Annotated in this window: 10 protein-coding genes; 4 read left to right on the top strand and 6 right to left on the bottom strand. The window is 34.6% G+C overall.

The annotated features are described in order from the left end of the window. Positions 1-71: 71 nt before the first annotated feature. The gene (locus tag ABYI63_RS14765) at positions 72-2,390 is read right to left on the bottom strand and encodes a T9SS type A sorting domain-containing protein (protein WP_372757378.1); all 2,319 of its coding nucleotides are present in this window, start codon (positions 2,388-2,390) and stop codon (positions 72-74) included. 81 nt (positions 2,391-2,471) lie between these two features. Between ABYI63_RS14765 and ABYI63_RS14770 the strand changes: the two genes are divergently transcribed. Beyond that, positions 2,472-2,948 carry a regulatory protein RecX gene (locus ABYI63_RS14770; protein WP_372757380.1) on the top strand — a complete coding sequence of 159 codons (477 nt, stop codon included), beginning with the start codon at positions 2,472-2,474 and terminating at the stop codon, positions 2,946-2,948. A gap of 6 nt (positions 2,949-2,954) precedes the next feature. Here ABYI63_RS14770 and ABYI63_RS14775 read toward each other — a convergent pair whose 3' ends face one another. The 4 genes from ABYI63_RS14775 to gdhA all read right to left on the bottom strand — a co-directional run bounded on the left by ABYI63_RS14775 (position 2,955) and on the right by gdhA (position 9,885). Next, positions 2,955-5,366, bottom strand: coding sequence for a TonB-dependent receptor plug domain-containing protein (locus ABYI63_RS14775; RefSeq protein ID WP_372757382.1), 2,412 nt, complete (start codon positions 5,364-5,366; stop codon positions 2,955-2,957). A gap of 3 nt (positions 5,367-5,369) precedes the next feature. Further along, positions 5,370-6,089 carry a DNA repair protein RecO gene (gene recO / locus ABYI63_RS14780; RefSeq protein WP_372757384.1) on the bottom strand — a complete coding sequence of 240 codons (720 nt, stop codon included), beginning with the start codon at positions 6,087-6,089 and terminating at the stop codon, positions 5,370-5,372. Further along, positions 6,089-8,419, bottom strand: coding sequence for a two-component regulator propeller domain-containing protein (locus ABYI63_RS14785; protein WP_372757386.1), 2,331 nt, complete (start codon positions 8,417-8,419; stop codon positions 6,089-6,091). Before ABYI63_RS14785 ends, recO begins: the two co-directional genes overlap by 1 nt. A gap of 122 nt (positions 8,420-8,541) precedes the next feature. After that, positions 8,542-9,885 (bottom strand): NADP-specific glutamate dehydrogenase, encoded by a 1,344-nt coding sequence (gdhA, locus tag ABYI63_RS14790; protein WP_372757387.1) that lies wholly within the window; start codon positions 9,883-9,885, stop codon positions 8,542-8,544. Between the two features lie 358 nt (positions 9,886-10,243). Here gdhA and ABYI63_RS14795 point away from each other — a divergent pair, with 358 nt between their 5' ends. Beyond that, positions 10,244-11,047, top strand: a complete 804-nt coding sequence (locus ABYI63_RS14795) for a glutamate dehydrogenase (protein ID WP_372757388.1) — start codon at positions 10,244-10,246, stop codon at positions 11,045-11,047. An 80-nt stretch (positions 11,048-11,127) separates the two neighbouring features. Beyond that, the gene (locus tag ABYI63_RS14800) at positions 11,128-11,850 is read left to right on the top strand and encodes a DUF3298 and DUF4163 domain-containing protein (RefSeq protein ID WP_372757389.1); all 723 of its coding nucleotides are present in this window, start codon (positions 11,128-11,130) and stop codon (positions 11,848-11,850) included. Here ABYI63_RS14800 and ABYI63_RS14805 read toward each other — a convergent pair. Next, a complete protein-coding gene (locus ABYI63_RS14805; RefSeq protein ID WP_372757391.1) occupies positions 11,827-12,291 on the bottom strand; it encodes a DinB family protein in 465 nt (154 codons plus the stop codon). The two genes, ABYI63_RS14800 and ABYI63_RS14805, sit on opposite strands and share 24 nt — an antisense overlap. 108 nt (positions 12,292-12,399) lie before the next feature. Between ABYI63_RS14805 and ABYI63_RS14810 the strand changes: the two genes are divergently transcribed. Next, positions 12,400-12,753, top strand: a complete 354-nt coding sequence (locus tag ABYI63_RS14810) for an arsenate reductase family protein (protein WP_372757392.1) — start codon at positions 12,400-12,402, stop codon at positions 12,751-12,753. The last annotated feature ends 249 nt before the right edge of the window (positions 12,754-13,002 follow it).

Consider the following 13,002-nt stretch of genomic DNA (forward strand, 5'->3'; position numbering starts at 1 on the left):
AAAACCACTAATACACGACTATTATTATAGCACACCGTGTATTAGTGGTTCTTTTTTAAAGTTTGTAACTGTTACTTTTTAAATGCTTTTTTAGTAATTACAGCACCATTTTCTAAAGTTACTTTAGCAATAAAAATACTATTATTTAAGTTTGAGAGGCTATACGTTTCAGAGGCTGATTCACCTTTAAAATTATATAACTGTCTGCCTAACATATCAAAAATACTAACTGTTTTTATGTTTAAATTATTTGAAGAATTAAACTGAATATGATCGTCGTTCAACTCGATAATTTGAATGCTGTTGTTGCTTACAGTCACCTCATCTACAGAAAGCGCCTTATCGTTAAACTGTATTACGAAACGGTTGTTAAACTCGCCAACTGCCGAGGTAAATGTATAATCGGAAGCCGATAAATTATGTGTTTTATTAAGTAAATTATCTCTTAAGTAAATGGTATTGCTAGCTACAAAATAACCCTCTAATTTTGATATGGAAATTGTGTATTCTGTAGTGGTATTAATACTATTTTTAAAACTAAGTTTAATAACTTCATCTGTATTGATGCTATTGACATCTTTACCCTGAATAACGAATTTTTTATCTGAGCCATCAATTAACCAAGATAATGTTGCAGGTATTTCAGAAGATGCTCTAGGTGCATCAAAAGCTGTTACATCATAAGCATCGGTTGCTCCGGGCACATAACCAATCAAAATTTGACCAAAAACCCCATTATTGGATGTTAAATTAACCCACATTTTGTTGGTATGTACTGTACTCGTTTTGCTTTTTGTACCAACGGTTTTAAAGAACTGACTATTGTCCGTTGTTCCTTTTACACGCATTGCATTTGTAAATGTTGCAGTTCCTCCAATATTTGAAGCAGGTATAAAAAACCCTTGTCCAGATGGTACATATTGATCAGGAACAACACCAGCACCTCCAGGTTTTGTTTCAGTAGCACCAACACCATAGGCATATATGGCATAGTCATTATTACTAAAATTTAATTGTTGGTTACCCGCATTTACACTACTTGGCGGCGTTACTTGCGACCAGTAATAAGCAAAACCAGTTACAGCTGTTTTGTTTGCTTCATAAAACTTATCAAAATCAATAGCTGACGGGTATGGATTCCCAATAAAATTCCATCTAGCTCCAAGATTTGAAGGGTCAAATGTTATATTTACATCAACATTACCAGTATTAAATGCACCCTCAAACGTTCTAGACCCAATAGCTCCTCCTGCCGGAAAAGCTCGAGACTCAGTAACAGCAAACCCCTTACCTGGAGTCATTGGGTCTCCTGCGTAGGCATATTGCCAATCATAAGGTGCTGCATCATCAATATCGTCATTACCTATATTGTCAATAAAATTATCAGCATTAAACCAAAAACGTCTATCACCATCTACATCAGGAAAAACACCTCCAATAGTTGCACCAACTACGGGCGAACTCCAATAGGTATAGTAATACCATTTTGATTTCCAAGCTGTTTGTTTAAATACCGAAGCAGCACCTGCACTTGAATCAAAAATAGCTGCATCATCAATTTGCACAAAGGCACCTTTAGACTGTACCGCAATCTCTCCCAAAACAGTTACATCATTTTGCACCTCAACATAAGTTTCATCTTGAATAAATAAAAGTACACCACTATCCACAGTTAAACTACATGCACTAAAACTTCCAAATAACCCCGTGTCATAAGAATCACTAATTACAGCATTTGTATTCAAATCTGGGTCACCATTATCCCAGGCACCAGCAGTCCATGTGGTTGTATTGAAGCAAGGTATAGCAGAAACTACACCATTAAAAGTAAAATCGTTAATACTAAACGTACCGTTAGTATCCGAACCTCCCCAAGCATAAATTTTGAAAGTAATTGGTGTCGTTATATTTTGAAAATCTACAGAAGCTAAACTAACATTCCCCGAAATAGCGACATCTGCAGCCGGATCCATAGTTGGAGCTCCAATGTTATTCGTGAAATTATCTAAGCTACTTTTAATAGCAATATTAGTTGGACCACTAGCCGAATGCCTATAAGTATATTGGAAATTTGAAAAATTAATTTTATAACCTGACTTTGGAGACAAAGTAAATTCATAAAAATCATTTGAATCTATATTTGTCAAATTCCAATTCCTCGCATTATACCTATCATTTGTAGTTGCGGGCAATGAAAGACCTGCTCCTCTACCAATTCCCGAAACAGTAATGTTACTATCAGGAACATCCCCTGTTGTATAAGGGTTGGATAAATGTGGATTTGTGCCTGTTATCGGATTTGTCCAAATACTTTGCCCATACCCAAAACCAACAGCACAAAACAGTGAAACAAAAAAAGCGAGAGATTTTATAAGAGGGATTTTTTTCATAATTGTTAGGTTTAATAATCAGATTGGGTTTTTATAATTTTTATAGTCGTTTTTACTGTTTCTATTGTTATTTTTGAAGCCATGCAGCCACTAAAAAAAACATATACACTACAAGAAGCTACTAAAAAATTAGAGCATTTTTGTGCGTACCAAGAACGTTGCCATAAAGAAGTTGTGCAAAAGCTTGAAGGTATGTACATGATACCTGAAGCGATAGATGTTATAATTGTACACCTTATTCAGCATAACTTTCTTAATGAAGAACGTTTTGCCAAAACATATGTTAGCGGTAAGTTTAATATCAAGAATTGGGGTAAACGCCGATTAACTTTTGAACTAAAGAAAAAAGACATAAGCAAAGTTAATATAAATCATGCTATTGCAGATATTTCGGACGAGGAGTATATCGGGGTTTTTAATACCATTACCGAAAAAAAGGCTAATTCCATAAAAGAACCCAACATTTACAAGAAAAAAAAGACTTTTATAGACTACTTTTTATACCGTGGCTGGGAAAGTCATTTGGTGTACGAGCGCGCCAATGAGCTTATAAAATAAACCCATTTACATACTGTATTTTAAAGACAAAATAAAGTTCCTGCCTGCCGACGCAATACCCGAAGAATAGGTTTTATAACGCTGATCTGTAATGTTTTCTAAACTAGCAGTTAAGGTAGTAGCATCGGTTAATTGATACTGACTTCTTATGTTTAATGTGTACCACGACGGACTGTAAGGATTGCCATTAGCATCTAGCTCATAGATATAATCTTTCTCAATTTCCGAAGGCGCTAACTGATTAAATGATAATTCATTGTTATAAGCTACAAAGGCATCCAGTTTAAAACCTTTGTTAGCGTAAACTAAATGGGTATTTCCAAAATTGGGCACAGCATGCCTTACGGGCACCTCAATATCGTCTTCTACTTCGGTTCCTCCAACAACGCTATATTGTGAAGTAAGTTGCAAAGCTTTGGATATGGCAACTTTCAAACCAACCTCAAAGCCATAAATCCAAGCTTTTGAGGCATTTTGCATGGCTTGCACATTGCTTAGTGTGCCATCGTACATGATTTCGGTTTCGCCATTTAATGAAAAATCGCGTCGCACCAAAGCATTATCCAAATAGGTGTAATAAGTACTCATGTCCAAAATAAAGCTGTTATTAAAATCGAGTTTCAACCCCAATTCTCCACCATAAGCATACTCTGGCCTTAGGTTGTTATTTGGCACGACCACCGAACCAGGCTCGGAATCGAATACTTTACCAACATCATCTATATTTGGTGCTCTAAAAGCAGATGAAGCATTTAATTTCCATTGCAAAATAGGATTTGGCGACCAACGCAGTCCTGCAGTTCCTGTAAGTGCAGAGGCTTCGGTTTTTGAAGTATTGAATGGCAGATTTAAATATTGGTTATTTTCGGAAAAATTGGCAAAAGAGGTTACATAATTAAAACGTAAACCCGACTGAAATACAAATTTTACATTTGGTTTGTATTTAATACTTGTATAGGCCGCTGCCGATTGCCAACTAGAACCATTTGGGTACCTGGAAACCGTAGATGTTGTGGTATTTGTACTTATGTTTTCTTCAGTTCCGTAGGAGCGTACTTTGTTGTAAACGTATTCGGTTCCGTAAAAAAACTGGGTTTTACTGGCTATATTTTTTTCGAAATCTAGGTTTAAGGAATACGCATCAACAGCCTCTTCCCTAACATTTCGGGTGCTAGATTGAAAATCTCTATCCATGCGACTTTCCTGAAAATTTTGGTAGGCGATGGTGGCTTTTATTTTGTCGTATAAATTGGATTGACTACTTAATTTTGTGATTTGCAGATTGGACATAAACCAGTTTTGCGGACCGTAATTCCACTCTGCCGAACGTAAAACGTCATTTTTATAACGAATTAAACGGTCGTATCGAGAATAATTGGATGTTGTGGTGTAGAATAAGCCTAAATTGAAGCTGAGATTAGCATTAGGTTCAAAAAGTACTTTCTGCATGAGATTTACCTGCTGAAACCCTGTAGGTTTTTGTACTAACGGATTATTGTTTTGTATAATAACATCGCCTGTACTCGTTGCTAGGGCAAATTCGGGACGTAAGTATTCGGTTGGGCCGTGACTTCCCATGCGCAAATCGCCAAAATCGTTATAACTGATATTGCTTAAAAAGGCCCACTTTTTGTAACCCAGATTAAAATCTAGGTGCCCAGTGTTTTCGTTAGAGGCAGATGCATATCTTAAAATAACATTCGCTTTAAAAAGTAAGCTATCAGCTAAGGAAATTTGGGGTTGCTGGGTATAAAAACTCATAACGCCGCCTATGGCATCGCTCCCATAAATTACGGAACCTGCCCCTAAGGTTACTTCGGTATTTTGTATTGAAAACGGATCGATGGAAATAACGTTCTGGATATTGCCACCTCTAAAAATAGCATTGTTCATTCTAACCCCATCAACAGTAATTAACAACCGATTGGTTGAAAAACCTCGTATCATCGGGCTGCCACCTCCCATTTGGCTTTTTTGAATGTACACTTGCCCTGTATTTTCCAGTACATCGGCACTGGTTTGCGGGTTATAAAACTGAATGTTTTCGGAATTGATACTCACAATTTTTTGCGGAATATCACGCTTGTTTTGTTCGAACTTAGAGGCTGAAATAACAATCTCATCCAAACCTTGTGTGTTAGATTCTAAATAAACGCGGTTAGACGATGCTAACTGGTTTTTAGATAATTGCTTTAGTATATGCGATAAGTGTTTGAAGTAAATGATTTCGGTTTCGGTAAATTCATCTAAGGAAGCTTCACCCAAAAAATTAGTAATTACGCTTTTAGTTTTATCTACATTATAGATGGCCACACCAAAAACAGGTTCTTTAGTTACACTATTAAGTACCTTTATATTTTGAGCTTTTAATTGAGAGAAAGCAGCTAAAAAAAATAAAATAGCGTAAAAAAACTTCATGTCCTAGTTAAATACCTGATTAAATATTTGCAGTGATTTCGGGGGTTTAAAACTACCCAAATGTAACTCAAAATACAGCAACAACATATTTAAAAATGATTGGCGTTGTTTTGAATTAATTTTCACTAGCTGTAAGGCATCAAATGTTGTGCCTAATAACTGTTTTAAAAGTATTAAATTATCCCCAGAAATGGTATAATCGGCATGCGGATTCGTTTCAAACCGACCTTCTTTTAAATTGAAGTAAGGTAAATCTATATCGTTTGTATCTGGGTAAAAGCCTAAATATTTGGATAAATTTAGAAGAAATAACAGGTGGAAGTTTGAAAATTCAGGTTGTTCATCTAGCCATAACAGCGCTGTCTCCAAATAACTATACAAAGTTTCATTAGGCTCTTCTTCTTTTAAAGTACTGGAAAGAACTTCGGCTAAAAACATAACTATGGCACTTTTTAATACATGGGTATGTAAACTGGAATAAAATTGACCCACCTTAGTATCAGTAACAGTTTGCAAAGACCTATTGTCTTTATGAACAATATTTAACTGTAATTGGGAAAGCGATTGAAAATAAGCCGCTTTAGTGGTAGATTTTTTGCTTTTTAGAACACCTCGCAACAAAAAACTAACAACGCCTAATTGTTCGGTATAACATTTTACAATTAAGTCGTTGTCTTTATATTTTATTTTGGAAAGTACAATGGCGTTGGTAGTAATAAGCATTATCTAATAACCATTAATTTTATAACCTTGGTTTCGTAGGTATCTAAATCGGATAACATAATTAAGTAAACACCAGATGCGACTACCCTATTAGCTAAATTTTTTCCGTTCCAGTAGGCGGTACCACCATCAATTTCCAGATTATAACCATTGTACCGTAAGTTGGTTCTGGATTGAGCTTCTGCTACTAAATTCCCTTCTATATCGGTGATTTTAATATTTACATTTTCTGAAATGTCTTTAATTTTCACCTTTTTATCTTCCATATTAAACTCAGGTCGTACCGGGTTGGGGTATGCATAGGCATTTTGCAAAGTTTCGAAAGCACTAGAACTGCCAGAACGGAAAGACACCAAGCCCTTGGTGGTGGCGATATACACAATACCATTAACGGCATCGATTGACACATCGGTAATAGTGTTTGATGGTAATGGAGAATTATCGGTTGTGAAATGAAAAATGGTATTTTGCCCATCAGAAGAAAAGTAAAATATACCAGAATCTGCAGTTCCCACCCATTTATTATTGGAGCCATCTACTTCAATGGTAGTGATAAACTGCTGGTACAATAACTCTTTAGCAATACCATCTTCTTCGATGATAATTGCATCAACTTCAATATTATCTTCGAAAAAGTTAGAAGTATTATACAACACACGCAACCCACGGTATGTGCCTATCCAAAGCTGATTTCTATTATCCATTGCCAATGCCCTTACGTAGGTGTCTGGCATGTTTTCGTCTTCGCTGCTAACGCTTTTAATTATCGGATTTCCACCATTTTCTTTAAAACCAACAAAACCTGTTCCTTGGGTAGCAAGCCACTTTGTATTATCACTACCTATTACCATATCACCAATATTGGCTGTTTCTCCTGTACCATTATAATTATAAGCGGTCCATTGCTTGTTGCTTGGATTGTAAGATTTTAACGGTTTACCAACAATGCTTGTTGCAGTCCACAAAACATTATTACTATCAAAGGCCGTTGGACCCACCCTAATATCTACATAATTTGGATTGCCGGGAGCCACATAAGATTCTAAGGCACTATTTTTATCGTTATACAAAGTGGTTGGAATTCCATCATTAACTTCCAACAAACCACTAAAAAACGAACTTATAAATACCTGATTTGAGTTGGATGGATTTACGGAAATCGTATTTAAACATTGGGCATTTAAAACATCATCATAAGGAGTATTTATCCAGCTACCTTGCTTTAAGCGACTAAAACCTCTGCTATTTAACGGGTATGGATTAAAGAAATAAGTATACTCTCCAAAAGTAACCCATACACCATCGGATTGTGCCTTTACTGAAAATGGCGTGTTTAATAATGGGCCCTCCGGATGTATTTCCTCGAATGTTACAGGAGCCGAAAACGGTGTTTTTAAAACTCCAAAATCGGTGGTACCCACATAAATAAAATTGGAATCGGTAGCTGCTGAAGTGTATTGTGTAGAAAAATCGGTGCTAATCGCTACTTCGGAAAGCTGCATAAAACTACTATCATACACAAATACATTGTTTGAAGTAGTAATCACTAAATAACTTTCGTTCGATTTAACCGACACAGGCATTGTATTGTATTGAAAAAGGGGAGATAAAACATCGTTCACCACTTGAAAAATCTGCCTATTTGTATTTACTGCGAACAGATTATTTTCAACCGATTGAATGGCGGTATAATCGCCACTAACGATGGTTTGCCAGTTTTGATAATCAATTAAATTACGGCTAGTCAATAACCCTTTTCGAATTCCGTTTCCACCACTGCAAGCCGCATAAATGTAATCGCCAAAAATAGTGGTTTGGTTTACTTGTATCTGGCTACCCCCATCACCAATAAAATAGCTATCTCCAAACTCCAAACGCTCTAAATTGAATACCGATATTCCGTAGTTGGTAGCTATATAAACTGACTTTCCAAAAACAGTAAAATGATTGATACGTTTTTGGGTATCTGGAATGGTAACTTTATCTACAATATCTACAACTGTATAAATTTGGTCATCATTATCAAAAGCTAATTCTATAAGGCCATTTTCATAACCAATTACCAATAATTCATAGGCCTCACTATAATAGATTGTTGAAATAGTTTGACCAGACAACCCGTTTACCGTACTAAGTTCTTCAATGTTTTTTGTTTGCGTATCGTAAACAAACACGGCATTTTCAGAAGCTGCATAAATTTTAGAATTGCTATATACAACTTCTTTAATACTATTATATGAGAAATGGCCCTGCCAAAGTGCAGAAAAATCTTGTGCAAATTGAAAAAATGGCACTAAATAAATTATAAAAACAATAATTTTTTTAAACATGTTCGCTTTTCTGTGTTCAAATATATTTATATCAAACGAGTTTTACTTCAAAAAAATATATTATAACAAAAAAAGCTTCCAGTTAAAAACTGAAAGCTCCTTTGGTTTATTAGCAATATGATTTAAACAACACCCTGTGCGAGCATAGCATCGGCCACTTTAACAAATCCCGCTATATTGGCGCCTTTTACATAGTCGATATAACCATCTTCAGTTTTTCCATATTTGGTACATGAATCGTGAATATTGGACATGATTTCTTTAAGTTTTAGGTCTACCTCCTCTCGGGTCCAGTTAAAACGCAATGAGTTTTGAGTCATCTCCAAACCTGATGTTGCAACCCCACCAGCATTCGATGCTTTTCCTGGGGCATATAAAATTTTAGCTTTTTGAAATAGGTGAACAGCTTGAATGGTTGATGGCATATTAGCCCCTTCGCTAACACAAATGCACCCATTGTTTAAAAGCACTTTAGCATCTTCCTCATTAAGTTCGTTTTGAGTAGCACATGGCAGCGCAATATCGCATACCTCTCCCCAAGGGGTTTTACCTTTAACAAATTTAGCACTAGGATATTTACTAATGTAATCACTTATTCTGCCACGTTTAATATTTTTTATTTCCATAACGTGCGCCAATTTTTCAGCTGAGATACCTTCGGCATCATAAATATACCCTGACGAATCCGACATCGTTAACACTTTAGCACCTAATTGAATACACTTTTCTACAGCATATTGTGCTACATTACCAGATCCTGAAACAACCACACGCTTATCTTTTAAATCTACACCCCTAGTTTCAAGCATTTTTTGAGCAAAATACACCGTACCATAACCTGTTGCTTCTGGTCTAATTAGCGAACCACCCCAAGACAACCCTTTACCAGTTAAAACACCTGTAAATTCATTTTTAAGTTTTTTGTACATTCCAAAAAGGAATCCAATTTCTCGAGCGCCAACACCAATATCGCCAGCAGGCACATCGGTATTTGCACCAATGTGTCGGCATAATTCACTCATAAAGGCATGACAAAAGCGCATCACCTCACCATCACTTTTTCCTTTTGGATCAAAATCACTTCCACCTTTTCCACCACCCATTGGTAAAGTTGTTAAGCTATTTTTAAACACTTGCTCAAAAGCCAAGAATTTTAAAATACTCATATTAACGGTTGGATGAAAACGTAGACCACCTTTATACGGCCCAATGGCCGAGTTCATTTGAATTCTATAACCTCTATTCACTTGTATTTCGCCAGCATCATCAATCCAACAAACGCGAAACGTTATAACGCGTTCTGGTTCTACCATTCTTAACAAAATATTTTTCCCGTAGTATATATCGTTTTCTACGATGTAAGGAATTACAGTTTCTGCAACCTCCTCTACGGCTTGTAAAAATTCTGGTTCATTACCATTACGTTCTTTTACAAGATCTAAAAAAGCTTCAACATTACTTTTCATTAGTTTAATTTTATTGTTTTTAAAAAAGTGAAATTCTTATTTTACATAGTTAATCATTTATACAGTAAAAAGCACCTATGTTTTATACTTTTATAATTATTTTCTTATCATAAATGGTTCGACTAATAATTTGAAAACGATTTAAATAAATTAAAAAGTAGGCTATAAAACATATCGATTTTATTGAATATACAATTTATCGATACAAATATACGTTATCTTTAAAAATAATGCTTATTTTTTTTGAAATTCGCAATTAATAATTTGAGGTTTTTGCCGTTAATCTATAATAGTTTGTTTCTTTAGTCAGTTTTTATATATTTGTTATTATTAATGCCTCAAAAAACAGGATCCTTCTATGCTTAACTTGAAACGTTTAGCTTCTTTTCTATGTTTGTTAGCTTGCTACCAAACGGCATTCTCTCAGCTAGGATTTTCTAATGAAATAGGCGTAATTGCTGGTCCCGTACAATTTAGATCTGATTATGGTGTAAGAGAAAATGAGCCTACAAATTTCGGCAATACCGGAATTGGAATTGGAGTGGTTCATTATATCAATTTTGCTTACAGAGCAGATTGTAACTGCTATTCTACCGATACGTATTTTAACGACCATTTTAAATTACGAAATGAAATTTCTTGGAACAAAACCAAACTTGAACATTTCGGAGAATGGGTACAACCATACAGAAATACACCAGAAGCCAATCAGCTTAGAGGTCATAAAGGTTTTGCTACAAATTTAGATATAGGAACACAACTTGAGTTTTTCCCATTAAGCATACGTTCTTTTCAAGGCTTTGCTTATCGTGTTGCTCCATTTATAAGCTTAGGCGTGCATTACACCTCTTTTAATCCTAAAGTAAGTACAACTTACGCTAATCCGGACCCTACTGCAATTGGTGATGTTACCGACCCAAGTAATTTTTATTCTGGTTGGGAACCAGGCTCTGTAGATGCTTCTGGCGGAAGTACCTTTTCTGTAGTTAGTAGTATTGGAGCAAGATACAAAATAGCTAAACTTGCCGATTTAATGCTGGATTTAAGATGGCAATACTATTTTAACGATTTGGTGGACGGACTAGACCATCAATTACCTTCCAATAAACATAATGATTGGTTAGTATGGCTAAACTTTGGCTATATTTATTATTTAGATTAAAAAATCTTATATAATTATTGCATTTTATTCGGCACATTCAATTGCAATAATTACCTTTAAGTATGATAAATAATTTATGCATGCTTCACAAGAACTACTTTTATTTTTTCTGCCTTTTTTTTATTCTTTATAATTGTAAAGACGACGTAACCGTTACATTTTCAGAAACACTTGTTACAACTAAAAACAATGAATTAGTTGAAATTAATATTCCTAAAGCTTTAGAAAAAAACAATATAAGTTCCGAAATAAATTTAGAAATAAGCAAAACGGTAATAAACGCATTACATGTAGGAGAAACTGATGCTATCAACTCCAATTCCATAGAGGAAAGCATTGATTTATTTAATAAAGAATATCATGCCTTCAACTCCGATTTCCCTGATATTGCCCAGCCTTGGGAAGCCCAAATTGATGGTGAAGTTTTGTTTCAATCGGCAGACATTATAAGCATCTCCATAACATCGTATGTAAATACTGGAGGCGCACACGGCATAACTTCTATTTCATTCTTAAATTTTAGTGCTAGTACAGGAAAACGCATTAAAAACGAAGACTTAATTATAAATAAAAAAGCGTTCGAAAATATAGCTAAAACCTATTTCAACGACGCTCTAACTGAAGATACTGTACTTTTTGAGCCAAACACTTTTAAATTACCAGAAAACATTGGTTTTAATTATGAAGGCGTGCTTCTACTTTACAATCAATATGAAATTGCTCCTTATTCAACGGGCATTATAGATTTTGTAATACCCTTTGAAAAAGTAAGTTCATTTTTATCCTTTGATAACCCTAATTAATGCCATAACATACCCTAAATGCAAGCCCTCATGAAATAAGGCAAATTGAAACGCCTCTTCTATGTTGGTTAAAGTGTTCCCAGTGGTGGATACCGTATATTCCTGATAGTTTTTAAACAAACCGAATCCATAATCTTCTTTTGTTTTTTCGATAGTAGAAAAAAGCAGTGCTTTAAGCACATCCACTTCTGCTTGAGTTACTTCCATTTCGGGTTTCGTATTTTTTTGATATTTCGCCACCAACTCGTCATTTAACATCATTGACAATCCTGATAATTTATAAGTTAACAGTTGTTGCGTCACTATAATATGACCAATATTCCAAATAATATTATTATTAAATCCGGCGGGAATTTTATTTAAATCTTCTAATGAAAAATTCTCTAAAGTTGACTTAAAAAAACGTCTCGTGTTTGGGAGTACTTCTAAGGTAAAATGCATTTTTAATTTTTTTTATAAATATAGTTTTTAAAGTACTAATTACCTTTGTATTTCGATTAAAATCCATTAGATTTCATTCTCTTAGGAAAAACTAAAAATATCATCATAATGAAAAAAGTATATTATTTAAAAACATGTAGTACTTGTGTTAGAATTTTAAAGGAATTGGATTTACCTTCAGAATTCATACTTCAGGACATTAAAACCGAAGAAATAACCGTAAAGCAACTAGAGGAAATGAAAGCTTTAGCAGGAAGCTATGAAACCCTTTTTAGCAAACGTTCCAAACTTTACAAGGAAATGGATTTAAAAAACCAGAAACTGGAAGAACGCGATTATAAACACTATATATTGGAGCATTATACGTTTTTAAGCAGACCTGTATTTATTATTGATGATAAAATTTTTATTGGAAATTCAAAAAATACTGTTGAAGCGGTTAAAAGAGTTTTACAGAACTAATAATACTACCTAGTTTCCGCTTAATTACACCCCAGGCAAACTCCTAGCCTTTTTATTGACCTAGATTGGGATTTAAATCGGCTCTTTTTATTAAGACAGACAAAAAAAGGATCAATCCTAAAAGTTGTGTGTGAATTAAAATAAGATTACGATTTTTGTAAAAAAAGAGCACCTTGGACAATTACCTAGACTTATTAAAACTTATTCTTCCAGAATTTTTGATTAACCATTTTGACTTAGTTAAGAACA

The sequence above is a fragment of the Mariniflexile sp. genome, assembly GCF_041583155.1.
GTDB lineage: Bacteria > Bacteroidota > Bacteroidia > Flavobacteriales > Flavobacteriaceae > Mariniflexile.